Origin of the sequence: Micromonospora sp. DT231 (assembly GCF_049847025.1) — a bacterium.
Lineage (GTDB): Bacteria > Actinomycetota > Actinomycetes > Mycobacteriales > Micromonosporaceae > Micromonospora.
In genome coordinates this window covers 205011-230738 of the sequence record NZ_JBNCNO010000006.1, presented here as the reverse complement: position 1 = coordinate 230738, position 25728 = coordinate 205011, and the positions used below count along the sequence as shown (strand labels likewise).

General features: G+C 72.8%; 21 protein-coding genes. 13 read left to right on the top strand and 8 right to left on the bottom strand.

Annotated elements, in window-relative coordinates; translation table 11 throughout:
* Positions 1-116 precede the first annotated feature (116 nt).
* The 7 genes from ACPXBU_RS17985 to ACPXBU_RS17955 all read left to right on the top strand — a co-directional run bounded on the left by ACPXBU_RS17985 (position 117) and on the right by ACPXBU_RS17955 (position 11355).
* Positions 117-983 carry a TIGR00730 family Rossman fold protein gene (locus ACPXBU_RS17985; RefSeq protein ID WP_393372094.1) on the top strand — a complete coding sequence of 289 codons (867 nt, stop codon included), beginning with the start codon at positions 117-119 and terminating at the stop codon, positions 981-983.
* The gene (locus tag ACPXBU_RS17980; RefSeq protein WP_425758888.1) at positions 983-1528 is read left to right on the top strand and encodes a TIGR00730 family Rossman fold protein; all 546 of its coding nucleotides are present in this window, start codon (positions 983-985) and stop codon (positions 1526-1528) included. Before ACPXBU_RS17985 ends, ACPXBU_RS17980 begins: the two co-directional genes overlap by 1 nt.
* A 198-nt stretch (positions 1529-1726) precedes the next feature.
* Complete coding sequence (locus ACPXBU_RS17975; protein WP_425758887.1) at positions 1727-5395, top strand: ATP-dependent helicase; 3669 nt, start codon at positions 1727-1729, stop codon at positions 5393-5395.
* Positions 5396-5404: 9 nt separating this feature from the next.
* Entirely contained in the window at positions 5405-8776 is a 3372-nt protein-coding gene (locus ACPXBU_RS17970; RefSeq protein ID WP_425758886.1) for an ATP-dependent helicase, read from the top strand.
* 226 nt (positions 8777-9002) lie between these two features.
* A complete protein-coding gene (gene cspE / locus ACPXBU_RS17965) occupies positions 9003-9206 on the top strand; it encodes a transcription antiterminator/RNA stability regulator CspE (protein ID WP_007464836.1) in 204 nt (67 codons plus the stop codon).
* Between the two features lie 223 nt (positions 9207-9429).
* Entirely contained in the window at positions 9430-10743 is a 1314-nt protein-coding gene (locus tag ACPXBU_RS17960; protein ID WP_393372085.1) for a DEAD/DEAH box helicase, read from the top strand.
* A 411-nt stretch (positions 10744-11154) separates the two neighbouring features.
* Entirely contained in the window at positions 11155-11355 is a 201-nt protein-coding gene (locus tag ACPXBU_RS17955) for a hypothetical protein (protein ID WP_425758885.1), read from the top strand.
* A gap of 81 nt (positions 11356-11436) precedes the next feature.
* Here the strand turns inward: ACPXBU_RS17955 and ACPXBU_RS17950 are convergent, their stop codons facing one another.
* From ACPXBU_RS17950 to ACPXBU_RS17935, 4 genes are read right to left on the bottom strand one after another with little or no spacing between them, the layout of a single operon-like run.
* Positions 11437-11865 (bottom strand): RrF2 family transcriptional regulator, encoded by a 429-nt coding sequence (locus ACPXBU_RS17950; protein WP_393372080.1) that lies wholly within the window; start codon positions 11863-11865, stop codon positions 11437-11439.
* 3 nt (positions 11866-11868) lie between these two features.
* Positions 11869-12753 (bottom strand): ABC transporter permease, encoded by an 885-nt coding sequence (locus tag ACPXBU_RS17945; protein WP_425758884.1) that lies wholly within the window; start codon positions 12751-12753, stop codon positions 11869-11871.
* Positions 12743-13522: an ABC transporter ATP-binding protein gene (locus ACPXBU_RS17940; RefSeq protein WP_393372077.1), complete on the bottom strand. Its 780-nt coding sequence runs from the start codon at positions 13520-13522 to the stop codon at positions 12743-12745. Before ACPXBU_RS17940 ends, ACPXBU_RS17945 begins: the two co-directional genes overlap by 11 nt.
* Entirely contained in the window at positions 13519-14586 is a 1068-nt protein-coding gene (locus tag ACPXBU_RS17935) for an ABC transporter substrate-binding protein (RefSeq protein ID WP_393372074.1), read from the bottom strand. The genes ACPXBU_RS17940 and ACPXBU_RS17935 overlap by 4 nt, the downstream gene beginning before the upstream one ends.
* 171 nt (positions 14587-14757) lie before the next feature.
* Here ACPXBU_RS17935 and ACPXBU_RS17930 point away from each other — a divergent pair, with 171 nt between their 5' ends.
* The 4 genes from ACPXBU_RS17930 (at position 14758) to nudC (ending at position 19691) form a co-directional block, all read left to right on the top strand.
* Positions 14758-15873, top strand: a complete 1116-nt coding sequence (locus ACPXBU_RS17930) for an LLM class flavin-dependent oxidoreductase (protein WP_393372071.1) — start codon at positions 14758-14760, stop codon at positions 15871-15873.
* A gap of 10 nt (positions 15874-15883) precedes the next feature.
* Positions 15884-17194, top strand: a complete 1311-nt coding sequence (locus ACPXBU_RS17925) for a M16 family metallopeptidase (protein WP_393372070.1) — start codon at positions 15884-15886, stop codon at positions 17192-17194.
* Between the two features lie 55 nt (positions 17195-17249).
* Positions 17250-18599, top strand: coding sequence for a M16 family metallopeptidase (locus ACPXBU_RS17920; protein WP_425758883.1), 1350 nt, complete (start codon positions 17250-17252; stop codon positions 18597-18599).
* A 132-nt stretch (positions 18600-18731) separates the two neighbouring features.
* On the top strand, positions 18732-19691 hold the full coding sequence (gene nudC / locus ACPXBU_RS17915; protein WP_425758882.1) for an NAD(+) diphosphatase: 960 nt from the start codon (positions 18732-18734) through the stop codon (positions 19689-19691).
* Between the two features lie 127 nt (positions 19692-19818).
* On the opposite strand, the gene ACPXBU_RS17910 is transcribed toward nudC, so the two are convergent.
* The 3 genes from ACPXBU_RS17910 to ACPXBU_RS17900 form a co-directional block, all read right to left on the bottom strand.
* A complete protein-coding gene (locus ACPXBU_RS17910) occupies positions 19819-20094 on the bottom strand; it encodes a hypothetical protein (protein ID WP_393372062.1) in 276 nt (91 codons plus the stop codon).
* Positions 20095-20303: 209 nt separating this feature from the next.
* Positions 20304-20543 carry a DUF397 domain-containing protein gene (locus ACPXBU_RS17905; protein WP_393372060.1) on the bottom strand — a complete coding sequence of 80 codons (240 nt, stop codon included), beginning with the start codon at positions 20541-20543 and terminating at the stop codon, positions 20304-20306.
* Between the two features lie 74 nt (positions 20544-20617).
* Positions 20618-21598 (bottom strand): helix-turn-helix domain-containing protein, encoded by a 981-nt coding sequence (locus tag ACPXBU_RS17900; protein WP_425758881.1) that lies wholly within the window; start codon positions 21596-21598, stop codon positions 20618-20620.
* 217 nt (positions 21599-21815) lie between these two features.
* Here ACPXBU_RS17900 and ACPXBU_RS17895 point away from each other — a divergent pair, with 217 nt between their 5' ends.
* Positions 21816-23111, top strand: a complete 1296-nt coding sequence (locus ACPXBU_RS17895) for an MFS transporter (protein ID WP_425758880.1) — start codon at positions 21816-21818, stop codon at positions 23109-23111.
* A gap of 66 nt (positions 23112-23177) precedes the next feature.
* Here ACPXBU_RS17895 and ACPXBU_RS17890 read toward each other — a convergent pair whose 3' ends face one another.
* Positions 23178-23420, bottom strand: a complete 243-nt coding sequence (locus ACPXBU_RS17890; protein WP_357066605.1) for a mycoredoxin — start codon at positions 23418-23420, stop codon at positions 23178-23180.
* 92 nt (positions 23421-23512) lie between these two features.
* On the opposite strand from ACPXBU_RS17890, the gene ACPXBU_RS17885 reads away from it, so the two are divergent.
* Positions 23513-25675: an ATP-dependent DNA helicase UvrD2 gene (locus tag ACPXBU_RS17885; protein WP_425758879.1), complete on the top strand. Its 2163-nt coding sequence runs from the start codon at positions 23513-23515 to the stop codon at positions 25673-25675.
* The last annotated feature ends 53 nt before the right edge of the window (positions 25676-25728 follow it).

The following is a 25728-nucleotide window of genomic DNA, read 5'->3' as shown; positions in this document are numbered from 1 at the left end:
CGGTATGTGAATAGTAAGACGTACGGGGAAGCGAATTAGTTGCCCATGATCCCGAACTATTTCTCGGCGTCCCCGCCCCGCACACCTGCGAGGTGCCGCTCCACTACGGTTGCCCCATGAGCCAGAGCAACAACGGGCGGGAGGCCGGTCGCGGTCCGGGGCAGGAGCGACACCGCGGCGCGGTCACGCTGCGCAGGGGGTCGATCCCGAGCAGTACCGCTGATCAACGGTTGTTGGATTCGCGTGGGCGGGGCGACTGGAAGACCAAGGACGCCTGGCGCGCGCTGCGCATCCTCTCCGAGTTCGTCGAAGGTTTCGACACCCTCGCCGATCTGCCGCCCGCGGTCAGCGTGTTCGGCTCTGCCCGCAGCGGCCCGGACAGCGCCGAGTGCCGGCTGGCCGAGCAGGTGGGCGGCGCGCTGGCCCGAGCCGGCTACGCGGTGATCACCGGGGGCGGGCCGGGAGTGATGGAGGCCGCCAACCGCGGCGCCAGCGAGGCCGGTGGCCTCTCCGTCGGGCTCGGCATCGAGCTGCCGTTCGAGCAGGGCCTCAACGAGTGGGTCGACCTGGCGATCGACTTCCGCTACTTCTTCGCCCGCAAGACCATGTTCGTCAAGTACGCCCAGGCGTTCGTCGTGCTGCCCGGTGGGTTCGGCACCATGGACGAGCTGTTCGAGGCGCTCACCCTGGTGCAGACCGGCAAGGTCACCCGGTTCCCGGTGGTGCTGATGGGGGTCGACTACTGGCAGGGCCTGCTCACCTGGATGCGCGACACGATGGCCGCCGGTGGCAAGATCGGGCCGGTCGACCTGGACCTGATCTGTCTCACCGACGACGTCGGCGCCGCGGTGCGGTACATCGTCGAGGCGGAGGCCGCGCTCTCCGTCGAGCAGGAGGCGGTCCGCGACGAGGCGGTCGCGCGTACCGGCGCGGACCAGCAGGCCGCCGCCGCGCAGGCCGCCGAGCAGCCGCGGGACAGGTGATGGCAGCGATCTGCGTCTTCTGCGCCTCCTCCCGCACGCTTGACCAGCGCTGGCTGGACCTGGCCACCGAGACCGGCGTGGAGCTGGCTCGGCGCGGCCACACGCTGGTCAGCGGCGGTGGCTGCGTCGGCATGATGGGCGCGCTGGCGGACGGCGCCCGCTCCGCCGGCGGGCGGACCCTGGGGGTGATCCCGCAGTCGTTGGTCGATCTGGAGGTCGCCGACCTGGCCTCGGACGAGCTGCTGGTGACCGACTCGATGGCCGGCCGCAAGACCCTGATGATCGACAAGTCGGACGCGTTCCTCACCCTGCCCGGCGGGCTGGGCACCCTGGACGAGCTGTTCGAGGTCTGGACGACCGCGACGCTCGCCCTGCACGCCAAGCCGATGGTGCTGATCGACACCGACGGCTTCTATCGCCCCCTGCTGGACTGGCTGGACAGCCTGACCGATCAGAACTTCCTCAAGACCGGAGGCCGCGACCTCCTGACAGTGGCCACCACAGTCCCCGAAGCCCTGAACGCCCTAGAGTCCCGCCTAACCTGACCCACCCCCGCACCGCACCGCACCGCACCCCCGCCCGCCCGCCCCCCGCGCGGTGATCATGGAGTTAGCGGTGCCGCTGTCGGCGTGTCGTGCCGATAACTCCATGATCGACGGAGGTGGATGGGGTGGGGTTGCGGTGGAGTGGGGTTGAGGGTGGGGGACTGGGTGGGTGTCGTATGGGTCTGATGGGATGAGCTGATGCAGGCGTACCGGTTGGTGCGGCGGTCCGGAGGGCCGTCGCGGGGGGACGGGGCGACGCCTGACAGCGCTTCCGTGCCCGCCAGCGGCGGGACGTCCGGGGGCGGTGTCGGCGCGTCGGCTGGGCCCGATCGCGTGGGTGGGTCCGATCGTGTGGCTGGGTCCGATCGTGTGGCTGGGTCCGATCGCGTGGCTGGGCCCGATCGCGTGGGCGGGCCCGAGCTGACCGTTGGCGGCGGGGGTTGGCGGGCCGATTCGCTGCAGGCCGAGGTGGTCGGGCACACCGCCGGGCCGATGCTCGTGCTCGGTGGCCCCGGCACCGGCAAGACCAGCACGCTTGTCGAGGCGGTCGCCGCCCGGGTCAGCGAGGGGGTCGACCCCGAACGGATCCTGGTGCTGACCTTCGGCCGTCGAGGGGCCACCGCCCTGCGTCAACGCATCGAGGCCCGGGTCGCGCAGGACGGCCACCGGGTGCTGCGTGAGCCGCTGGTGCGCACCTTCCCGGCGTACGCGTTCGGGTTGCTGCGCCGCGCCGCCGCCGAGCGGGGCGAGCCGTCGCCCCGGCTGCTGACCGGCCCGGAACAGGATCTGATCATCCGCGAGCTGCTCGACGTGGTGGGCGAGGAGCCCGAGGACGACCCGGTCGGCTGGCCGACCGACCTGCGCCCGGCCCTGCGGACCAGGGCCTTCGCCGGTCAGCTGCGCGACCTGCTCATGCGCGCCGCCGAGCGCGGCGTGGGCCCGATCGACCTGGCCCGGCTGGGTGACAAGCTCGGCCGCGCCGACTGGCCGGCCGCCGCCCGCTTCCTGCGGGAGTACGTCGCCGTGCTCGCGCTGCGTGACGTCAGCAACCGGGGCTCCATCGCGTACGACCCGGCGGAGCTGGTCCGGGCGGCCACCGGGCTGCTGCGTGACGACGAGGAGTTGCTGGCCGCCGAGCGCCGTCGGCTCGCCCACGTCTACCTCGACGAGTTGGCCGACACCGACCCCGCCCAACTGGAGCTGCTCTCGGTCATCGCGGGCGGTGGCAAGTCGCTTGTCGCGTTCGCCGATCCGGATTCCTCCACGTACGCCTTCCGCGGCGCCGACCCGGCCGGGGTGACCACGTTCACGCACCGCTTCCGGACCGCATCCGGAGCGCCCGCCGCGCAGGTGCTGCTGACCACGTCGTACCGGGCCGGGCCCGGTCTGCTCGCCGCCCTGGCCCGGCTGGGCCGCCGGCTGCGTGGCCCGGCCGCGCACCGCCGGCTGCACCCACTGCCGGACGCGCCACCCGGGGCGGTCGAGGTGCACACCTTCCGGTCGGCGACAAGTGAGGCCGCCTGGCTGGCCCACGCGCTGCGCTCGGCCCACCTGCTCGACGGCGTGCCCTGGTCGCGGATGGCGGTGGTGGTGCGGTCCACCGCGCTGCAACTGCCCACTCTGCGACGGGCGCTGCACGCCGCCGGCGTCCCCACCGTGGTGCACGGCGAGGACCTGCCCCTGCACCTGCAACCGGCGGTCGCCCCGCTGCTGCTCCTGCTGCGCTGCGCGCTGGAGCCGGAGCGCCTGGACGAGGAGGCGGCGGTCGCGCTGCTGCACTCGTCGCTGGGCGGAGCCGACCCGCTGGCCGAGCGGCGGCTGCGGCAGGGCCTGCGAGCCCTCGCGCTGTCGGGTGGTGACCGCCGCCCGTCCGGGGAGCTGATCGTCGAGGCGTTGCAGGATCCGGAGGAGTTGGCCGGCATCGAGCGGCGATGGGCGGAGCCGGCGCAGGCGGTGGCCGGGCTGCTGGCCATCGCACGCGAAGCCGCGGGCCGGCCGGGTGCGACGGCCGAGGACGTGCTCTGGGCCGTGTGGAGTGCCAGCGGTCTCGCCGAGCGCTGGGCGGGCGCGATCAACCAGGGACGGCCCTCGGCCGGCGAGGGAGACCTGGCCCGGCGGCGGCGGGCCGAGGCGGCCGATCGCGACCTCGACGCCGTGCTTGTGCTGTTCGACGCGGCGGCCCGGTTCACCGACCGGCTGCCCGGTGCCCGCACCGAGGTCTTCCTCGACCACGTGCTCGCCCAGGACCTGCCGGCCGACACCATCGCGCCGACCGCCGATCGGGGGGCGGCGGTACGCCTGCTCACCGCGCACGCCGCGAAGGGCCTGGAATGGGACCTGGTCGCGGTGGCCGGCGTGCAGGAGGGCATCTGGCCGGACCTGCGGTTGCGTGGCAGCCTCCTCGGGTCCGAGCGGCTGGTCGACGTGCTGGCCGGCCGGTCTGTCGACGGCGCCGCCGCGGCGCACGTGGTGGGCCAGACCTCGGCGTTGCTCGACGAGGAGCGCCGGCTCTTCCACGTCGCCATCAGCCGGGCCCGGCACCGGCTGCTGGTCAGCGCCGTGGCCTCGGCCGCCGTCGGCGGCGACGACCACCAGGAGCAGCCGAGCCGGTTCCTGCACGAGCTGGGCCCCACCCCGCCGGGCACCCCGCCACCCACCCCGCCGGGCACCGGGCCGGTCGACCCACCGACGCCACCGGGTCCGCGCACCGGGCCCGGGGCCGGGGACCTCGCCCCCAGCCCACCGGATGCCACGTCCACCGCCGACGGAGTGCCGACCGACACGACCGGCGCCGCAGACAACAGCGCGGCCGGCGATGACGGTGAGCCGGACCGTCCCGGTGCACTGCCGGTCACCCGTCCGCCGCGGGCGCTCACCCTGCCGGCGTTGGTGGCCGAGCTGCGTACCGCCATCACCGACCCGGCTGCGCCGGCGGGCCGGCGGCGCGCGGCGGCGGCCGAGCTGGCCCGGCTCGCCGCCGCGGGGGTGCCCGGTGCGCACCCCGACGACTGGTGGGGGTTGCGTGCGCTCTCCGACGACCGGCCGCTCGTCGACGACGGGGAGCCGGTGCGGGTCACCCCGTCGGCCATGGAGAGCGCCCTGCGGTGCAGCCTGCGGTGGCTGCTGGAACGGCACGGCGGCAGCGGCCCGACCAGCACCGCGCAGGGGGTGGGCAACCTGGTGCACGCCGCCGCGATGCTCGCCGAGGACGCCAGCGCCGACCGGGGTGCTCTGCTCGACTACGTGGCCGCCCGGTTCGACGCCATCGAGTTGGCGGCCCGGTGGATGGCCGGGCCGGAGCGGGAACGCGCCGAGGCGATGGTCGACAAGCTGCTGCGCTGGCTGGCCACCAATCCACGTCGGTTGCTCGCCATCGAGCACGAGTTCGCGGTCCGGCTGGACGACCCGCATCGGCCCGTCGAGCTGACCGGCCGGGTCGACCGGCTGGAGGTCGACGAGTCCGGGCGGCTTGTGGTGATCGACCTGAAGACCGGCAAATCCACTGCCGTCACCGGCACCGACCTGGCCGAGCACCCGCAGCTCGGCGCGTACCAGGCGGCCGTGGAGGCGGGGGCGTTCGCCGAGTTCGGTGACGAGTCCGGCGGCGCGGCGCTCGTGCAACTCGGCACCTCGGCGAAGGATGCCCGGGAACAGAACCAGCCGGCGGCCGGTGAGGGACCGGCGGCCGGTTGGGCGACCGCGCTGGTCCGGCGGACCGCCGATACGATGGCAGCCGCCACGTTCGCCGCGGTGGCCAACTCGAAGTGCCGGGTCTGCCCGGTCCGCACCAGCTGCCCGGTCTCCGGGCAGGGGCGTCAGGTCGTCGAGCCGCCGGCCGTCCGACGCAACCGTGAGGGCGAGGAGTGAGAAGGCACCGTGAGCCAACCCACCCTGTTCGGCGCGGGCCCCACGCCGGCGCCCCGGCTGGCGGACTCCGGCCCCCGGTACACGCCTGTGGAGCTGGCCAAGCTGCTGCGGTTGCCGGCGCCCACCCGGGAGCAGGCCGCGATCATCGCCGCCCCGGTGGAGCCGCTGCTGGTGGTCGCGGGCGCCGGGTCGGGCAAGACCGAGACGATGGCCGCGCGGGTGGTCTGGCTGGTGGCCAACTCGTACGTACGCCCGGAGCAGATCCTCGGGCTGACGTTCACCCGTAAGGCGGCCGGCGAGCTTGCCCACCGGGTCCGCACCCGGCTCGACCAACTGATCCGCAGGCTGGGCCGGCAGGGCCGCGACCCGCTGGACGACCCGCTCGCCGGTGAACCCACAGTTTCCACGTACCACTCCTACGCGGGGCGGATCGTCACCGAACACGGGCTGCGCTCCGGTTACGAGCCGTCGACCCGGCTGCTCACCGAGGCGTCCCGCTGGCAGTTGGTCGACCTGCTGGTGCGCAACTACGACGGCGACATGTCCGAGGTGGACCGGATGCCGAGCACCATCACCGACGCGGTGCTGGCGCTCGCCGGGGAGTTGGACGAGCACCTGGTCGCGCCGGACCAACTGGCGGCCTGGACCGGTCGGTTCTTCGCCGAGGTGCAGTCCCGGCCGGGCCGGGTGTACGCCGACGTACGCAAGGCGCTCACCCTGCAACAGACCAGGCTGCGCCTGCTGCCGCTGGTGCGGGCGTACGCCCGGCGCAAGGAGGACTTCGAGGCGATGGACTTCGCCGACCAGCTCGCCCGGGCGGCCCGGGTCGCCCGGGACCACCCGGGGGTCGGCGAGATCGAGCGGGGCCGCTTCCGGGCGGTGCTGCTCGACGAATACCAGGACACCAGCCACGCCCAGGTGGTGCTGCTCAACGCGCTGTTCGGTGGCGGGCATCCGGTGACCGCGGTGGGCGACCCCTGCCAGTCCATCTACGGGTGGCGGGGCGCCAGCGCCGGCACACTGGACCGTTTCCCCACCGAGTTCGCCCGCGCCGACGGTCGGCCCGCCCCGGCGCTCGGGCTCACCACCAGTTGGCGTAACCGGCCGGAGATCCTCCGGGTGGCGAACGCGTTGTCGGCTCCGCTGCGGGCGGCCGGCGCCCGGGTGCCGGAGCTGCGCTCCGCGCTGACCGTCCTGGACCCGATCCCGCACCGCAGCCCCGGGGGGACTGCCGGCGGCACGGTGCACTGCGCGTTGCTGCCCACGTACGCCGACGAGGCGGACTGGATCGCCGACAGCGTGCTGGCCGCCTGGCGGGGGGCTGCCCGGATGCCGGGCGCGGCCCCCGAACACATCCCGGTGGCGCAGCGCCCGACCACCGCCGTGCTGGTCCGGGTCCGCAGTCAGATCCCGGCGATCGAGTCGGCCCTGCGTGAGCGCGGCCTCCCGGTCGAGGTGGTGGGGCTCGGCGGCCTGCTGGACACCCCCGAGGTACGCGACGTGGTCTGCACGCTGCGGGTGCTGGCCGACCCGACCGACGGGGCCGCGCTGCTGCGGTTGCTCACCGGCGCCCGCTGGCGGATCGGCCCGCGTGACCTGGTGGCGTTGCACAGGCGCGCCCGGGCCATCGCCAACGCCCGGCGGCAGGTGGCCGCCGACGAGGCCGCGGAGATCAGCCCCGATCTGCTGGACGAGGCGACCCTGGTGGAGGCGCTCGCCGATCTCGGCCCGGCGCAGGCGTACTCGGCGGAGGGCTTCGCGCGGCTGCGCGCGTACGGCATGGAGTTGGCGCTGTTGCGGTACCGGCTGGACCAGGCGCTGCCCGATCTGATCGCGGACATCGAGCGGACCATCGGCCTGGACGTGGAGGTCGCGGTGCGGGCCGGCCGGGACGGTGCCGGCGACGCCGGCCTGGCCCGGGGTCACCTGGACGCCCTGGGTGACGTGGCGGCCCGCTTCAGCGGGGAAACGGCGGGCGCGACCCTGTCCGGGTTCCTGTCCTACCTGGCCGCCGCCGAGGACGAGGAGCGCGGTCTGGCGCCGGGTGAGGTGGAGGTGGTGGAGGGCGCGGTGCAGGTGGTCACCGCGCACTCCGCCAAGGGCCTGGAGTGGGACGTGGTGGCGGTGGCCGGCCTGTGCCGTGGGTCGTGGCCGGGGCCGGTGCGTAACTCCGATCACTGGCTGGGTGGGCTGGGGGTGCTGCCGTTCCCGCTGCGGGGTGACGCCGACGGGTTGCCCGAGCTGGCGCTCGACGAGGCGGCCGACCAGCGGGCGGTGGCACGGGCGGTGAACGACTTCACCGACGCCTGGCGGGCACACGACGAGCGGGAGGAACGCCGCCTGACGTACGTGGCGGTCACCCGGCCGCGCCGGCTGCTGCTGTGCTCCGGCTACTGGTGGGGGGAGGGCACGAAGCGACCGCGAGGTCCGTCGGTCTTCCTGCGCGAGATGTACGACGTCTGCCTCGACGGTGGGCCGGGGCACCTGATCGACGCCTGGGCGCCGGAGCCGACCCCGGATGCCACGAACCCCACCGCCGAGGTGGTGCTCCGCGCGGAGTGGCCGGCCGACCCGCTGGGTGGGCGCCGACCGGAGTTGGCCGAGGCGGCCGGGCTGGTGCGCCGCCTGATGGCCGACGGTCCGGCTCCGGTGGCTGTCGGGCCGGTCGAGCCGGAGGTGGATCCGGAGGTGGCGCGCTGGCAGCGCGAGGCGGATCTGCTGCTGGCCGAGCGGGCCGAGCTGACCCGGCTCTCCGGTGCGATCGAGGTGGCCCTGCCCGGGCAGTTGAGCGTCACCCAACTGGTGGCGTTGCGGCGCGACCCGGCGGCGCTGGCCCGTACGCTGCGCCGTCCGGTGCCGGCCGAGCCCAACCCGTACGCCCGTCGAGGCACCGCCTTCCACGCCTGGTTGGAGCAGCGCTTCGGTGCTGACCGCCTGCTGGACCTGGACGAGCTGCCCGGTGCGGCCGACGCGGATGCGGCGCCCGACGAGGCGCTGGTGGAGCTTCAGGAGCGGTTCCTGGCCAGCGAGTGGGCCGACCGGTCGCCGGTGGAGGTGGAGGTGCCCTTCGCGACGGTGATCGGCGGCGTCGTGGTGCGGGGGCGGATGGACGCGGTCTTCGCCCGGCCGGGTGGGCGGTTCGACGTGGTCGACTGGAAGACCGGCGCGCAGCCCGCCGGGCCGGCGGCGGAGGTGGCCGCGGTGCAGTTGGCCGTGTACCGGCTGGCCTGGGCGGATCTGGCCGGCGTGCCGGTGGACCGGGTGGGCGCGGCGTTCCACTACGTCCGGCACGGGGTGACGGTTCGGCCCGCCGATCTGCTGGATGTGACCGGGCTCACCGCCATGATCGCCCAGTTGCCCGAAGATTCTGCCCAAGGTTGACCGCTCGCGGGAAAACCATGATACGTTGACCGGGTTGCAGTTTTGGTTACCAGAGACTCTGTGTGCGCCTGGCGGGATTGTGGCCCCAGGCGCTCTTTGTTGTGTCCGGAGTTCTCCGGGCGGGGCGACCAGAAGCGACAGGCGATTCGCGCATCCCCGCGCGGAGCGCTCCTCTTCGGGCACGCAACACGTGCGTGTCCGACGTTCCGTCAAGGAGACGAAACACATGGCTATTGGCACCGTGAAGTGGTTCAACGCTGACAAGGGCTTCGGCTTCATCACCCCGGACGGCGGCGGCGCTGACGTCTTCGCCCACTTCTCGGCGATCCAGTCCTCCGGCTACCGGAGCCTGGACGAGAACCAGCGGGTCGAGTTCGAGGTCACCCAGGGCCAGAAGGGCCCGCAGGCGGAGAACATCCGCCCGCTCTGATCTTCGGATCGGTCAGCATTACCTGTCGCGCCCTCCGGGTGTGACGGTGACGGGACCGGCCCGCCTCGCCGCCGCCTGCGCACGCAGGCGGCGGCCCGGCGGCGGGCCGGCCCGTACTCCAATCGGTTCGTGCTTGTGAGTCCTGGCTGCCTCTGTGCCGCCGGTGACAGCGCCGACTTCGGCGCCCTCCCTCGACACGTGCCGCGTCGAGGAAGGCTTCCGCATGACCACAGTTATTCCTTCTTTCGCTCATACCGGTCTGGCACCGGCGCTGCTCACCGCGCTGACCGCGCAGGGCATCACCGAGCCGTTCCCGATCCAGACGGCGACGCTGCCCGACTCGCTCGCCGGCCGGGACGTGCTGGGCCGGGGTCGTACCGGCTCCGGCAAGACGCTCGCCTTCGGGCTTCCGCTGCTGTCCCGCACCGCCGGCCGCAAGGCCCGGCCGGGTCGCCCGCTGGCCCTGGTGCTGGTGCCGACCCGTGAGCTGGCCCAGCAGGTCACCACCGCGCTGGCCCCGTACGCCCGCGCTGTCGGGCTGCGCTGCGCCACTGTCGTCGGCGGGTTGTCGTTGCAGCGGCAGGCGGACGCCCTGCGTGCCGGCGCCGAGGTGGTCGTCGCCACCCCCGGCCGGCTGCACGATCTGATCAACCGCGGCGACGCCCGGCTGGACCAGGTCGAGATCACCGTGCTGGACGAGGCCGACCAGATGGCCGACATGGGCTTCCTGCCGCAGGTCACCAAGCTGCTGGAGCAGGTCGCGCCGCAGGGGCAGCGGATGCTCTTCTCCGCCACCCTGGACGGCGGCGTGGACCGGCTGGTCCGCCGCTTCCTGAGCCACCCGGTCACCCACTCGGTCGACCCGGGCACCGCCACGGTCACCGCGATGACCCACCACGTGCTGCACGTCGACGCCGTGGACAAGCCCGACGCGCTGACCCGGATCGCCGCCCGTGAGGGCCGCACCATCCTGTTCATGGGCACCAAGCACCGCGCCGACCGGCTCGCCCGCCAGTTGCTCTCCAAGGGAGTACGCGCGGCCGCGCTGCACGGTGGCAAGTCCCAGCCGCAGCGCACCCGGATCCTGGAGCAGTTCCGCAACGGTCAGGTGACCGCTCTGGTGGCCACCGACGTGGCGGCCCGGGGCATCCACGTGGACGGCCTGGACATGGTGGTAAACGTGGACCCGCCGACCGAGGCGAAGGACTACCTGCACCGGGGCGGTCGGACCGCGCGGGCCGGTGAGTCCGGTTCCGTGGTCACCCTGGTCCTGCCCGAGCAGCGCCGGGACGTGTCGCGACTGATGGCGGTTGCCGGCATCCGGCCCGAGTCGGTGCAGGTACGTCCGGGTGACGGGTCGTTGGCCCGGGTGACAGGTGCCCGCGAGCCGTCCGGCGTGCCGGTGACAATCGTCGCCCCGCCGGCGCCCGCCGCCCGGGTCCGCACCGGTGGCGGAACGGCCACTGACGGTGCCGCCCGTCCGGCGCACCGCGCGTCGGGTCGGTCGCGCCGCCCGCGCCGCCCGCGTACCGTCTGATCTCTTCCGCGCTTCGACCGACCCGCCCCGCTTCGGCGAGGCGGGTCGGTCTGTCTGCGGCGAGTGACGCGGCGGCAGGCGCACGTGGGGCCGGGCCGGGTGCGGGCGACCCGACCGACACCTCCGGACTGCCTTTGCTCTGCACCCGCATAGGCGCCGGTCACGGACCGTAGCCGTCGCATCCGCGGGTGCAGAGCAAAGGCGGCGAGCGGGGTTTCCGCTCCTCCTGGCCCGCGCCGACACCGCTCATTCGGTTGGCCGACCACGCCGCTCGATCGGTCGGCCGACCACACCGGTCAGTCGGTAATCAGCCTTGGCTGGGTCGGCTGGCCGATTGTGCCCTGGCTGTCGGTGGTCGAAGCTGGCCAGCGGGGGAAGTCGGGCGGGGGGCCCGGCGGGGGAGGGGTGACCATGGCGGGCGAGGCCGGCTCGGGTGCCGTGCGCGAATTGATCCTGGTGGTCGCGCTCGCGCTCGCGGGTCTGGTGCTCGCCATGGTCGCGGCCTTCGTGCCCTGGCACGCCACCTCGGCGGGTAACGCTCCCGGCAGCCTGGTGGAGCTGCGCAGCCCCGGCGACCCGAGCCTCGGCCCGGTGGTCGCACACGTGGGCTGAGCGGTGGCCGGTGGGCCGGCGCGGGCCAGCGGTGTGGCCGGGTTCGGCGGGGCACCGACCCGACCACATCGCCTCCCATACTCAGGTGGTGGGGGCGTGGTCGGTCGAGTTGTGGGTGAGCAGATTGGCCAGTGTGGTGCTGTCGACCACCGTGGCGATCGCTCCGTGCACCGCCAGCCAGACGTCGGTCAGCCCGGCGGCCACCCCGTGGTAGCCGGCGCGCTCGGCCGGCAGACCGCGCACCGTGGTGAGCGAACCGCCGACCGCGCGCAACACGTCGCCGACGGTGATCTCGTCGGCCGGGCGGGTCAGGGCGTACCCGCCGTCAGCGCCGCGATGACTGTGCAGCAGACCAGCCCGGCGCAGGTCGAGCAGGATGCCCTGGAGGAAGCTGAGCGGGATGTCCTGCACCTCGGCCAGGCTGGCCGCCTTGACCAACTCGCCGCCGCCACCGGCGGCGACGGCGAGCATCGCCCGGAGCGCGTAGTCGCTGCGCGCGGAGACGTACACCGTTCAGTTGCCCGCCTGGTCGAGCACGCCCCAGCGGCGCCGGATCGCCTTGTCCGCCGCGCCGAACGCGGCGTCCACGACCAGGCCGACGACCAGGATGACGATCATCGTGGCGAGCAGCCAGGGCGCGTCGGACAACTCGCGCGAGTAGGTGAGCTGGGCCCCGAGCGACGTCTGTGAGATGCCGACCACGAGCAGTTCGCCTGCCATCAGGCTGCGCCAGGAGAAGGCCCACCCCTGCTTGAGGCCGGCGACGATCGCCGGCAGGGCGGCCGGCGCGATGACGTACCGGTAGAGGTTGAGCCCCCGGGCACCCAGGTTGCGGCCGGCACGCTTGAGCAGCGGCGGCACGTAGTCCACGCCGGAGATCACGCCGTTGGCGATCGACGGTGCGGCACCGAGCACCACCACGAAGAAGATCGCCTTCTCGCTCAGCTCGAAGAGCAGGATGGCCAGCGGGAACCAGGCGATCGACGGCATGGTCTGCAACGCCGTGATCATCGAGCCGATGGCGGCCCGGAGCACCTTGGAACGAGCCACCGCCAGGCCCAGCAGCAGGCCGACGGCGACCGAGAAGACGTACCCGAGGGCGGCCCGGCGCAGCGTGGTCACCAGGCCGTCCCAGAGCTGTGGGCCCTGGGCCTGGGTGACCAGCTCGCGACCGACCTCCAGTGGCCCCGGCAGCGAGTACGGCGGCTTCCAGCCCGACCAGACCACGAGCTGCCAGGCCAGGATGGCGATGGCAAGCGCCGCCAGCTTGGGCCAGGTGGCCGCCCAGATCCGGGTGCCCCGCGAGGCCTCCTTGTCCCGGCCGGCGATGTCCAGCGCGTCCAGGCCGGTGATCTCCGCGTCGGTACGCGCCGAACTGGTGAGGGTGTCACTGGCCATGGCGGCCCACCTCCGTACGGAGCCGCTCGGTGACCTCGGCGGCGATGGCGGCGACCTCGGGGGAGTCGATCCGACGAGGGCGCGGGATGTTCACCTCGGTGGAGTAGATGATCCGACCGGGACGGCTGGAGAGCAGGATGATCCGGTCGGCCAGTCGAGCGGCCTCGCGGACGTTGTGCGTCACGAAGAGCACCGACAGCTTGCGCTCGGACCAGATGCGTTCCAGCTCGTCGTGCAGGATGTCGCGGGTCATCGCGTCCAGTGCGCCGAACGGTTCGTCCATCAGCAGCACCGGCGTGTCCAGGGCCAGCGTGCGGGCCAGCGCGACCCGCTGCCGCATGCCCCCGGAGAGCTCGTGCGGGCGCTTGCGGCCGAAGTCGGCCAGGTGCACCGTGCGCAGCAACTCGGCCACCCGTTCGCGGCGCTCGGCCCGGGGCAGCCGGCGCAGCTTCAGCGGCACCTCCACGTTGCCGTCGACGGTCAGCCAGGGAAACAGCGCCGGCTCCTGGAACATCAGCCCCGGGTTGGCGTCGCCGGCCAGCCTGATCTGCCCGCCGCTGGGCCGGTCCAGCCCGGCGACCAGGTTGAGCAGGGTGCTCTTGCCGCAGCCGGACGCGCCGACCAGGCAGACGAACTCGCCGGGCGCGACGTCCAGCGACACACCGTCGAGGGCCAGGACGGCGTTCGGCCCGCGCCCGTACACCTTTGTCACGCCGGAGAGCGCGACCGCGGTGGTCGCGCCCTTCGGTGTCGTCGTGGTCGACGTCATGGCTGGACGACCTCGGGCTTGCCGGCCGCCTTGAGGGCCTTGTTGAGGTACGTCAGGTCGTACAGGCCGTTGAGGTCGACCGGGTCGGTCAGCTTGACCTCGACGGCGTGGTCGAGGCCCGCCTTCAGGGAGGAGGGGATCGGGTCGTTCGTGAACTCCAACGTCGGCCACGCCTGCTTGATCAGCTTCAGGTCCAGCGGCTTACCGGTGATCTTGCCGATCGCGTCCGAGATGGCCTGTTGGGCCTCCTCGGGCTTGCTGTTGACGAACTCGTTGGCGGCCACCTGGCCGTCGACAAGCTTCTGCACCACGTCCGGGTGCGCCTTGAGGAACTTCGTGCTGACCAGCAGGTTGGTGATGACGAACTTCTTGTCCGGCCACAGGTCGCGCTCGTCGACGAGCACCTTGCCGCCGGCGTTCACCAGGCGGGAGACGAACGGCTCGGGCACCCAGGCGCCGTCGATCGCGCCACTGTTGAACGTCTCGACCGTCTGGGCGTTCTCCTGTGGCACGATCTTGACGTCGCCGCCACCCTCCTTGGTGGTGGTCAGGCCCTGCTGCTTGAGCCAGTAACGGATCGCCACGTCCTGGGTGTTGCCCAGTTGCGGGGTGGAGATCTTCTTGCCCTTCAGGTCCTGCGCGCCGGTGATGCCGGGCTTGACCACGAGCGCCACGCCGCCGGAGGCCGCGCCGGAGATGACCCGGACCGCTTCGCCCTTGGACTTGGAGAAGGCGTTCACCGTCGGGTTCGGACCGATGTACGTGGCGTCCAGGGCGCCGGAGAAGACCGCCTCGATGGCGGCCGGGCCGGCGTTGAAGGTCTTCGGGTCAAGCTTGACGTCGGCGCCGAGCTTCTCGGCGAAGATGCCCTTCTCCACGCCGACGACCGCCGGCGCGTGGGTGATGTTGGGGAAGTAGCCGAGACGCAGTGTGACCGGGCCGCCGGAGCCGCCGCCCGAGCCGTCGCTGTCGTCGCCGCACGCGGCGGCGCTGCCCACGGTCGCCGCCCCGAGGGCGGCAAGGGTGGCCAGGGTGACCAACCGGCGCAAGGGGAGCCGTCTCATCGTCCATCCAATCCGCAGTATTCCTACTTAGTTGGTAGGAAGAGTGGGCCAGGCCGGGTTCAGCGTCAAGACCCATCCACATGCCGGGAAGGTGCGTCTCGCCTATGTCGGTATTTCCTACCAGCTTGCTAGGGTACGGCGCTCGGCAACTGTCAGAGAGGCGACTGTGCGATGAGCTTCCACTGGTTCCTGCCCACCTCCGGCGACGGCGACCAGGTCGGCGCCGCCACCGTCACGGCGGGCGCCGCCCGGCACGACCGGGCCGCCACCGTCGCGTACCTGGCCGAGGTCGGCCGGGCTGCCGAGACGCACGGCTTCACCGCCGTCCTCACGCCCGTGGGCGCCGGCTGCCCCGACCCGTGGATCGTCTGCGCGGCGATCGCCCAGCACACCGAGCGGCTCGGCATGCTTGTCGCGGTCCGGGCCGGCTTCGCGTTGCCCACCCTGATCGCCCAGCAGGCCGAGGCGTTCCAGGCCGTCTCCGGCGGCCGGCTGTCGCTCAACATCGTGACCGGCGGCGACCCGGCCGAGCAGCGGGCGTACGGCGACTTCCTCGGGCACGACGACCGCTACGCGCGCACCGGTGAGTTCATCGAGGTGCTCCGCCGCGCCTGGGCCGGACGGCCCTTCGACTACACCGGAACGCACTACCGGGTCGACGGCGGCGGCCTGGCCACCCCGCTCGCCGAGCCGCCACCTGTCTACTTCGGCGGCGCGTCCCCGGCCGCCGAGGCGGTGGCCGCCCGACAGGCGGACGTCTACCTGATGTGGGGTGAGCCGCAGGCGTCGATCGCGGCCCGGGTCACCCGCATCCGGGCGCTCGCCGCCGAACACGGCCGCACCCTGCGCACGGGCCTGCGGCTGCACGTCATCGCCCGGCCCACGAGCGCCGAGGCCTGGGCGGAGGCCGACCGGCTGCTGGCCGGTATGAGCCCGGAGCGGATCGTCGCCGCCCAGGCCAGATTCCGCCGGATGGACTCCGTCGGACAGGCCCGGATGGCCGCGCTCAACGCCGGCCGCACCGACGGGCTCACCGTCGGACCGAACCTGTGGGCCGGTGTCGGCCTCGTCCGCGAGGGTGCCGGCACCGCGCTTGTCGGCAGCTACGCCGAGGTCGCGGCCCGGATCGACGAGTACGCGGCGCTCGGCGTCGACGAGTTCGTCCTCTCCGGCTGGCCCCACCGGGAGGAGGCCGAGCGGGTCGGCGCCGAGGTGCTGCCCCTCGTCACCGTCCCGGTTTCGGCGGCTCCGCTGAGGTCGCGGGTGGCGGGGGTGCCGACGCGCTAGGGTCGACTCCGTGCCTGCGCGGAGATCCAGAATTCCAGCGACGAAGTATCCGGTCGAGCGGTTCACCCTCGACAACGGCCTGCGGGTGGTGCTCACCCCCGATCGCAGCGCCCCGGTGATCGGGGTGGCGGTGGTCTACGACGTCGGCATCCGCTCGGAGCCGGAGGGACGCACCGGCTTCGCCCACCTCTTCGAGCACCTGATGTTCCAGGGCTCGGAAAACCTGGAGAAGCTGGCCCACTTCCGGCACGTGCAGGGGGCGGGTGGGACGTTCAACGGCTCCACCCACCTGGACTACACCGACTACTTCGAGACGCTGCCGAGCAACGCGCTGGAACGCGCGCTGTTCCTGGAGGCGGACCGGATGCGCGGCCCCCGGCTGACCGAGGAGAACCTGCGCAACCAGGTCGACGTGGTCAAGGAGGAGATCCGGGTCAACGTGCTCAACCGGCCGTACGGCGGCTTCCCCTGGCTGACCCTGCCACCGGTCATGTTCGACACCTTCCCGAACGCGCACGACGGTTACGGCTCCTTCGACGATCTGGAGTCGGCGACCGTCGCCGACGCCGCGGACTTCTTCCGCCGCTACTACGCCAGCGGCAACGCGGTCCTCGCCGTCAGCGGCGACATCGACGTGGCGGAGGCGACCGAGCTGGTCAACCGGCACTTCGGCGACGTGCCGGCCCGACCGGCGCCGGTTCGGCCCGACTTCACCGAGCCTGACCTGACCGCCGAGCGGCGCACCTCGTACACCGATGCCCTGGCGCCGCTGCCGGCGGTCGCCGGGGCCTGGCGGGTGCCCGACCCGATCACCGACTTCGCCGGCTACCTGCCGTACGTGGTGCTGGCCGAGGTGCTCACCGACGGTGACGCGTCGCGGCTCGTCGAGCGCCTGGTGCAACGGGACCGCACGGTGACCAGCCTCGGTGGATACCTCGGCTTCATGGGCGATCCCTTCGACGTCCGCGATCCCACCGCGCTGCTGTTGCAGGCCCACCTGCCACCCGGGGGCGACGTGGACAAGGTGCTGCGCACCATCGACGAGGAACTGGACCGGCTGGCCACCGACGGGCTGACCGACGGTGAGCTGGCCCGCACCCAGGCCCGGATGGCGACCCACCTGCTGCGCGACACCGACGCGGTGCTGGGCCGGGCGCTGCGCATGGCCGTGCTGGAGCAGCAACGCGGCGAACCGGGCCTGCTCAACGAGTTGCCCCGGCTGGTCGGCGAGGTCACCGAGGAGCAGGTCCAGGCCGCCGCGGCCACCCTGCGCCCGGAGCGGCGCGCCGCGATCGAGGTCATTGCCGGAGGCGTTCGGTGAGCGCGACGAGTGAGCCGGTCCTGCGAGCCCCGCAGTCGCGAACGAAGGTGACACAGTGAGCACGACGACGACCACCGCTCCCACCGGGCCGCGTACGCTGCCGCCGCTCGGCCCGACCCGCAAGCTCAAGGTGCCCAAGCAGGCCGAACGCACCCTGCCCAACGGCCTCACCGTGATCGCCGTACGCCGGCCCGCCGTGCCGCTCGTCGAGCTGCGGCTCTGGGTCCCGTTCGGCCGGGTCCACCTGGCCCGCGGCGCGATGCTCTCCCAGACGATGCTGTCCGGCACCGAGTCGATGACAAGTGTGCGGATCGCCGCCGAGTTGCAGAAGGTGGGCGGCGGGCTGTCCGCGGGCGTCGACCCGGACCGGCTGATGCTCTCCGGCGCCAGCCTGGTCACCGGCCTGGACCGGATGCTGGAACTGATGGCCGAGGTGCTGACCAACGCCAACTACCCCGGCGACGAGGTGGCCACCGAACGGGACCGGCTCGTCGACCGGATTCAGGTGGCGCAGAGCCAACCGGCGCACCTGGCCCGGGAGGCGCTGCTGAAGCGGGTCTACGGCCGGCACCCGTACGCGACGCAGACCCCGGAACCCGCTCAGATCCGCGCCGTCCGACCGGCGGCGCTGCGCACCCTGCACTCCGAGCGGGTGCACCCGGCCGGTGCGCAACTGGTGGTGGTTGGCGACGTCCAGCCGGAGAAGGCCCTGGACGCGGCCGAGCGGGCGCTCGGCGGCTGGGCCGGCGCCGGGCGCGTCGCGGAGCTGCCGGCGACGCCGCCGCTGGAGCCGGGGCCGCTGCTGCTCGTCGACCGACCCGGATCGGTGCAGTCCTCGTTGCGGATCGCGCTTCCGGCGGTGTCGCGCACCGACCCGGACCACGCCCCGCTGCAACTGGCCAACCTGATCTTCGGTGGCTACTTCTCCTCCCGTTGGGTGGAGAACATCCGCGAGGACAAGGGCTACACGTACGGCCCGCACTCGGGCATCGAGCACTCCGTGGCCGGGTCGGTGCTCGTCGCCTCCGCCGAGGTGGCCACCGAGGTCACCGGCCCCGCGTTGCTGGAGACGACGTACGAGCTGGGTCGGTTGGCGTCGCTGCCGCCGAAGCCCGAGGAGTTGGAACAGGCCCGCCAGTACGCCCTGGGCACCCTCCAGCTCGGCATGTCCACCCAGGCCGGGCTGGCCGCGTTGACGAGCGCGTACGCGGGCAACGGGCTGCGTCTGGACTTCCTGGCCGAGTACGCCGCGAGGTTGGCGAAGGCGAGCGTCGACGACGTCGCGCGGGCGGCGGCACGTTACCTGGCGCCGGCGCGGGCGGCGATCGTGGTGCTCGGCGACGCCGAGCGGGTCACGCCGGGGCTGGCCGCGCTCACCACGATCCATACCGAGCCGGTGTCGTGAGCGAACGCAGCGGGCCGTCTCGCGCCGGCGCGGAGCGTAGCGGAGCGCCGGCGTGAGCGAGCGTAGTGAGCGAACCATGAGGCACAGCAGCGGGCCGTCTCGCGGCGGCGCGGAGCGTAGCGGAGCGCCGGCGTGAGCGGGGAGGCCGCGCCGCCGTTGGCCCGGTCCACCCTGGATCGGGCGGCGCACCGGCGGGGCGACTCGCAGTGGTTGACCGAGGCGTGGCTGCACGCCCGGGTGCTGGTGCTCGACTCGTCCGACGAGGGCCGGACGCTGGCCCGCGCCGACACGTCGCCGCCGGCGCTGGTGCTGTTCTCCGCGGCCGACGCGCCGGCCGGGTCGGAGTCGACGGCGATGTTCCTCGGTGTCGAGCCGGACGGGGTGCCGGTCTTCGCGGTCGACGCGCCGCTGCCGGAGGTGCGGGGGACCCGGGCGGTCCATCTGCGCGAGGTGGGCCACCTGCTCGCCGACCGGGAGGCCGGCATCCTCACCACCGCGTTGGCCCTGGTCAACTGGCACACCCGGCACGGTTACTCGTCCAGCACCGGGGCGCCGACCGTCATGGACGAGGCCGGTTGGTCCCGGGTGGACCGCAACGGGGGGCGGGTCTGGCCGCGTACCGACCCGGCGATGATCGTGCTGGTGCACGACGGCGTGGACGGCCCGGACGGGCGCTGCCTGCTCGGCAACAACGCCAGTTGGGCGGGCACCCCGGACGGCCGGCGCTACTCGTGCCTGGCCGGCTACGTCGAGCCGGGCGAGTCGGCCGAGGCCGCCGTGCTGCGCGAGGTCCGCGAGGAGGTGGGCGTCGGGATCGAGCGCATCGGGTACGTGGGCAGCCAGGCCTGGCCGTTCCCCGGCTCGCTGATGTTGGGCTTCCTGGCCACCGCGAACCCGACCGATCCGGTGCGGGTCGATCCGTCCGAGATCGCGTACGCCCGGTGGTTCACGCGCCGGGAGATCGGGGCGGCGCTGGCCGGGCAGACGGTCGACGTGGGTGACGGGGCTCGGCTGATCCTGCCCCCGCCGTCGTCGATCGCGCTGTTCCTCATCCACCGCTGGCTGGACGGTTGGGTGGACGCCGACAGGTGAGCACGGTCCCGGCCTGTGGCCGCCGTTGCCGCGGCGGTCACAGGCCGGGAACACGGGCCGTCGTGGTCGGCGGGTGCGTGGAACGCGGCGGGGGAGCCGGTCCGACCACGACGGACGTCGGGTGACATCAGGTGCTGGTGCGGCGTGGTCTGCTCCGGAAGGCGGGCCGGGGCTCGTTCAACGGCAGGACCTTCACCCGTTGCCTGCCGGAGCGGACCGCGCCGACCGCGGCCAGGGCGCGAGCCAGCAGCAGCGCGGCGTCCCGGTCCTCGGCGTGCACGATCTGCCGTCGCGGCTCGGGCGCGGTCGTCTCGTCGCGGAGTCGGTGGCCGTCCGCCCAGGCGGCGGCGATGTCGCCGTCGGCGACGGCGCGAATGTCGGTGCGAACGATCAGGAACCGCATGAGGGTCTCCGGATGAACCGCGACGGATGAGCCAGTGTGGAAGTTCCACGTACCGTCGGCCATGTTACGCCGCGTAAACATCCCAGCAACGCAAACTCGCCTATCGGTTCTGAGCCTCGTCCGATCATCCGATGCCTGCTCAGCGGCCTTGCACCCAAAAAAGACGGGGCCGCCGGCAGTATGCCGACGGCCCCGCCCCGGTCACCGGGTCAGTTCAGATCGAACTGGCCGCCCTTGGCTCCGGAGATGAAGCCGAGCCATCCGGCCCGATTGAACAGCAGCACCGGGCCGCCTCGGTCCTTGCTGTCGCGCAGCGCGACGGCGGACGGGCCGGTGCCCAGTGGGGCGACCTCGACGCAGTTGGAGGTCTGGCTGCGTGTGCTGGTACGCCACGGGGCGTCCGCCAACGAGCGGGCGGAGACGGACGGCGTGTTGCGGATGTCGTTCATGGTTCTGCTCCTGGTGTGAACCGATCCGATGGGACGAGTGGTGTCGCACGCCCCGACGGATGGGCCCCCGTGGATCACCGTTCCGTCAGCCGCCCCGAATCCCGGCGGCGTTGGGTCGGCGCCGTTGCCGGCCCGAACGCCACTGTGGATGGGGGCACCGCCTCGGTCAGCCGTCCCGTCGACTCGATCAGCCAGGAGAGGGTTTCCGAGGCGGTTAGTGCCGCCGTGCATAGCCACTCGAACACCACTTTATAGCTATTTAGCGGGATTACCTCGGTCGACATGACGTCGGTGAACCCCCCTTCGATGGCCAATGTCTCCGGATCGAGCGGATCGGCGAACCGGTAGACGGAGAACGCGGTCGGCGGAAGGTACCAATTGCCGACCGGGGTGTCCCGCAACAGCACGTGCAGCGTCACGTTGGGAAGGAGGGCCAGCTCACAGAGCTGGACCAGTTGCTCGTGCAGCACCTCGGGCGGCCCGGCTCGATTACCGAGGGCCGCCTCCTCCAGGACCGCCGTGTAGCGCGGCGCGTCCGCCTCCCGGTTCAGCAGCGACTGGCGGGCCATCCGTGCCTGCACCTCGGTGTCGATGTCGTCGCCGGGCTCCGGTTCACCGGCGCCCGCGCCCACCTCGCGCGCCGAGAGGATCCGCATCTTCGCGTACCCGGGGGTCTGCAACAGGCCCGGCACCAGCACCGGGTTGTACTCGGAGATCTCCACGCAGCCCGCCTCCAGCTCGGCCCAGCTACGCTGCTGTTGCGTCATCACGGGGAAGTTCTTCAACCAACCCCGCATGTCGCCGGCCTCGCCGGCGATGCCGAGCAACTCCGTGTGCAGTGCCTCGTCGGCCCCGTAGAGGGCCAGCAGAACGGCGACGTCCTGCGGGTCGGGTCGGCTGCGGCCGTTTTCCAGGCGGGACAGTTTGGACGCCGACGCCCAACCGATCCGCTCGATGACCTGATCGCCGGTGAGGCCCGCGGCCTCGCGCAGGCGGCGCAGCTCTAGGCCCAACCGTCGTCGACGCATGATCGGGCTGGGTGCGGCAGGAGGCACAGTGTCCTCTTTCCCGTCGACCGCCGCAGACGCGACGGTAACTGTATGAAATTCGCCCCCCACGGCCAGTATGGACGGCGCGACCGGCGTCGGAGGTTCCGGCGGGGGCGTGTCTTGCGAAAAAGGGACCACGGGAATGTCAGATGACGACGGACCCACGGTCGCAGCCCCCCTTGACCACGCCCACCCGGGCACGCCACCCCCGCCGGAGGGACCCATGCGCACCGTCCTGCGCCGACCCGACTTCCGCCTGCTCTTCGGCGGTCTGCTGGCCAGCATGACCGCCGAGTCGATTCTGCTGCTCGCGCTCGCCATCTGGGTCAAGGACCTGACCGGCTCCAACGGGCTCGCCGGCGGCACGATCTTCGCCGTCGTCGCCCCGATGACGCTGGCGCCGGTGATCGGCTGGTTCATCGACCGCTACCCACGCCGACCGTTCTTCGTCGCCGCGAACGTGGCCACGGCGGCACTGCTCACCCCACTGTTCACCGTCGCGGACGCGGGTGACGTCTGGGTCGTCTACCTGGTGGCGGCCCTGTACGGGCTGTCGTCGATCACGCTCGGCGCGGCGCTGAGCGGGCTCATCCGGGAGTTGGTGCCGGTCGAGCTGCTCGCGGAGGCGAACGGCGTGCTGCAGACCGTACGGCAGGGGATGCGGCTGGTCGGTCCGCTGGCCGGCGCGGCGCTCTACGCGGCGCTCGGCGGGTGGGCGCTGGCCGGGATCGGCATGGTCGGATTTCTGACCGCGGCGGCGGTGGTGACCGCCCTACCCACCCCGCAACAGGTGCCGGCGACCGCGCGACTGCGCTGGCCGGCCGAGTTGGGCGCCGGCCTCCGGCACCTGGCCGGCGAGCCGGCCCTGCGTCGGGCCCTGCTCGGCTACGGGCTCGGGTCACTGGTGATGGGCTTCAGCGAGTCGCTCATCTTCGCCTACGTCGACCAGGGGCTGAACCGCGACGCCGCGTTCGTGGGTGTGCTGGTCACCGTGCAGGGCGTCGGCGGGCTGCTCGGCGGGCTCTGCTCACCGGCGCTGGTCCGCCGGCTCGGAGAGGTCGGCACACTTGCCGCAGGTGTCGCCTTCTTCTCCCCGGCCGCGCTCGCGCTCGCGTACCCCGATCTTCGGCTCGCCTTCGTGGCGGTGCTGCTGGCCGGCGTCTCCCTCCCCCTGACGATGGTGGGGCTGCACACGCTGATCCAGCGCCGCACCCCGCCGCCACTTGTCGGCCGGGTCGCCGCGGCCACCCAGGCGGTCGTCAGCGGGCCGCAGGCGCTCTCCATCGGGGCGGGCGCGTTACTTGTCGGTTTCCTGGACTACCGGATGCTGTTCGCGCTGGTGGGGATGGCCACCCTGGCGGCCGGCAGTTACCTCTGGCGGGGCCGGCACCTGAGCGCCCCGCCCGGCACCCCTCCGCCCACGCCGTCGACCCGTCCGACCGGCCGGAGAGTCCCCGCGCCCCGGCGACCCGCCGAGCGGCAGGTGTCGACAGGCGTCCATCGGCGGCCGCCCGGGTGACGGATACCGGACACGACGAGCGGCCGCCCCGAGGGGGCGACCGCTCGTCGAGAGTGACCCGGCCGATCAGGCGTCGAGGGTCTCCAGGTGTTGCTTGACCTGGGTGATCGAGGGGTTCGTCAGGGCGCTGCCGTCGGCGAAGCGCAGCGTCGGCACCGTCTGGTTGCCGCCGTTGACGCTCATCACGAACTCCGCGGCCTTCGGGTCCTGCTCGATGTCGACCACCTCGTACCCGATGCCCTCCCGGTCGAGCTGCGACTTCAGCCGGTGGCAGTAGCCGCACCAGGGGGTGGAATACATCGTCAGCATCCTCGGATCCTCCAACTCCTCCGGCCGCGGCTTGCGGATCAAGCCGAGGCTGTTCGCTGCAACGTTAGGGGGAGCTGAGATGATTCCTGGTTGTGGCGGTTCACTCAGCGTCGGAACAGGTGCTCGCCGGGCTGGACCCGGAGCAACGCTCCGCCGTGACCGCACCCGCCGGCCCGGTCTGCATCCTGGCCGGCGCCGGCACCGGCAAGACCCGGGCGATCACCTCCCGGATCGCCCATCGGGTGCTTTCCGGTGAGATCTCCCCCCGACACGTGCTCGCGGTCACCTTCACGGCCCGGGCCGCCGCCGAGATGCGACACCGTCTTGCTCTGATCGGGGCGTCAGGTGTGCAGGCACGGACTTTTCACTCCGCCGCATTGCGCCAGGTGCGGTACTTCGCGCCCCGGCTGCTGTCCGGCCGCGCCATGCCCGAGCTGCTGGACAGCAAGGTACGGCTGGTCACCCTCGCCGCCGCCCGGGTCGGCCTGCGCACCGACCGGGCCGCCGCCCGGGACCTGGCCGGTGAGATCGAGTGGGCCAAGTCGTCGCTCGTCGAGCCGAGCGACTACGTGGTGTCGGCGGCCCGGGCACTGCGCGACACACCGCACGAACCGGCGAAGGTCGCCGACGTGTTCACCGCGTACGAGCAGCTCAAGCGCTCGAACGGGGTGATCGACTTCGAGGACATGCTGCGGGCCGCGGTGTGGGGCATCGAGGAGCATTCGGACGTCGGCGAGCAGGTCCGGGGCCAGTACCGGCACTTCGTCGTCGACGAGTACCAGGACGTCAACCCCCTCCAGCAGCGGCTGCTCGACGCCTGGCTGGCCGGCCGCAACGACCTGACAGTGGTCGGCGACGCCAGCCAGACGATCTACTCGTTCACCGGGGCGACCTCGGCGTACCTTGTCGACTTTCCCCGCCGGCACCGGGGCGCCACGGTGGTCCGCCTGGTCCGCGACTACCGCTCCACCCCGCAGGTGGTCGGGCTGGCCAACGCGGTGATCGCCCAGGCCCGGGGCACCGAGGCGCGGCTGCGGCTGGAGCTGAGCGGGCAACGCCCACCCGGCCCCGAGCCGGACCTGCGGATCTTCACCGACGAGCCGGCCGAGGCCAACGCGGTGGCCGCGCGCTGCCGGTCGCTGATCGACACGGGTACGCCGGCGAAGGAGATCGCCGTGCTGTTCCGGGTCAACGCGCAGTCCGAGGCGTACGAGAAGGCGCTCACCGAGGTCGGCGTGCCCTACGTCGTGCAGGGCGCGGAGCGGTTCTTCGAGCGGACCGAGGTGCGCCAGGCGATGGTCGCGCTGCGCGCCGCCACCCGGTCAATTCCGGGGGAGACACCGCTGCCGGCCGCCGTCGTCGAGGCGCTCACCGCGGTCGGCTGGGCCCCGGACGCGCCCCCGGCCGGCGGCGCCGCCCGCGAGCGGTGGGAGGCGCTGTCCGCGCTGGTCCAGCTCGCCGAGGAGTACGCGGCCACCCCCGAGGTGGTGCCGATCGGCGAGGCCGCGTCGGTGGAACGCCCCGTCACCCTCTCCGACTTCACCGAGGAGTTGGCCCGGCGCGCCGCCCAGCAGCACGTACCGACTGTGGACGGGGTGACCCTCGCCTCGCTGCACTCGGCCAAGGGGTTGGAGTGGGATGCGGTCTTCCTGGTCGGTCTCGCCGAGGGCACCCTGCCCACCACGTACGCCAAGAGCGTCGAACAGGTCGAGGAGGAACGCCGGCTGCTCTACGTCGGCATCACCCGCGCACGGCAGTGGCTCTGGCTGTCGTACGCCGCCGCGCGCTCGCCGGGCGGACGAGCCCGGCGGCCCTCGCGGTTCCTGCCCCAGCTCGACCGCTCCGGCGGCACCGAACGGGCGACCGGCGCCGGTCCGGCCCGCCGCCCCGAGCGACGACGCACCCAGATCGTCTCCTGCCGGATCTGCGGCGCCACCCTGCTCGCCGGACCGGACCGCAAGCTCGGCCGCTGCCCCACCTGCCCGTCCGACATCGACGACGAGCTGCACGAGCGGCTGCGCGAGTGGCGGCAGCGGGTGGCCGGTGCGCAGAAGGTCCCGGCGTACGTGGTCTTCACCGACGCGACACTTGTCGCGTTGGCCGAGCGGCGGCCCGGCCGGCCCGAGGAGTTGATCGCCATCGCCGGCATCGGCCCCCGCAAGCTGGGCCTCTATGGGGAGTCGGTGCTCGCCCTCGTGGACGGCGCGGGGGTGGACGACGTCTGCCCGGAGAAAACTTTCGAAATCCAGTCGTAAATTCGTTTGCCCTCGCCCCGGCGCGAGGAATAGCCTCAGGACACACCACGCGA

Excerpts from the sequence above, each read along its gene's own strand:
- ACPXBU_RS17985 (WP_393372094.1), top strand. The coding sequence starts at position 117 with ATGAGCCAGAGCAACAACGGGCGGGAGGCCGGTCGCGGTCCGGGGCAG.
- ACPXBU_RS17980 (WP_425758888.1), top strand. The coding sequence starts at position 983 with ATGGCAGCGATCTGCGTCTTCTGCGCCTCCTCCCGCACGCTTGACCAG.
- ACPXBU_RS17975 (WP_425758887.1), top strand. The coding sequence starts at position 1,727 with ATGCAGGCGTACCGGTTGGTGCGGCGGTCCGGAGGGCCGTCGCGGGGG.
- cspE (WP_007464836.1), top strand. The coding sequence starts at position 9,003 with ATGGCTATTGGCACCGTGAAGTGGTTCAACGCTGACAAGGGCTTCGGC.
- ACPXBU_RS17960 (WP_393372085.1), top strand. The coding sequence starts at position 9,430 with ATGACCACAGTTATTCCTTCTTTCGCTCATACCGGTCTGGCACCGGCG.
- ACPXBU_RS17955 (WP_425758885.1), top strand. The coding sequence starts at position 11,155 with ATGGCGGGCGAGGCCGGCTCGGGTGCCGTGCGCGAATTGATCCTGGTG.
- ACPXBU_RS17945 (WP_425758884.1), bottom strand. The coding sequence starts at position 12,753 with ATGGCCAGTGACACCCTCACCAGTTCGGCGCGTACCGACGCGGAGATC.
- ACPXBU_RS17940 (WP_393372077.1), bottom strand. The coding sequence starts at position 13,522 with ATGACGTCGACCACGACGACACCGAAGGGCGCGACCACCGCGGTCGCG.
- ACPXBU_RS17935 (WP_393372074.1), bottom strand. The coding sequence starts at position 14,586 with ATGAGACGGCTCCCCTTGCGCCGGTTGGTCACCCTGGCCACCCTTGCC.
- ACPXBU_RS17930 (WP_393372071.1), top strand. The coding sequence starts at position 14,758 with ATGAGCTTCCACTGGTTCCTGCCCACCTCCGGCGACGGCGACCAGGTC.
- ACPXBU_RS17910 (WP_393372062.1), bottom strand. The coding sequence starts at position 20,094 with ATGCGGTTCCTGATCGTTCGCACCGACATTCGCGCCGTCGCCGACGGC.
- ACPXBU_RS17905 (WP_393372060.1), bottom strand. The coding sequence starts at position 20,543 with ATGAACGACATCCGCAACACGCCGTCCGTCTCCGCCCGCTCGTTGGCG.
- ACPXBU_RS17895 (WP_425758880.1), top strand. The coding sequence starts at position 21,816 with ATGCGCACCGTCCTGCGCCGACCCGACTTCCGCCTGCTCTTCGGCGGT.
- ACPXBU_RS17890 (WP_357066605.1), bottom strand. The coding sequence starts at position 23,420 with ATGCTGACGATGTATTCCACCCCCTGGTGCGGCTACTGCCACCGGCTG.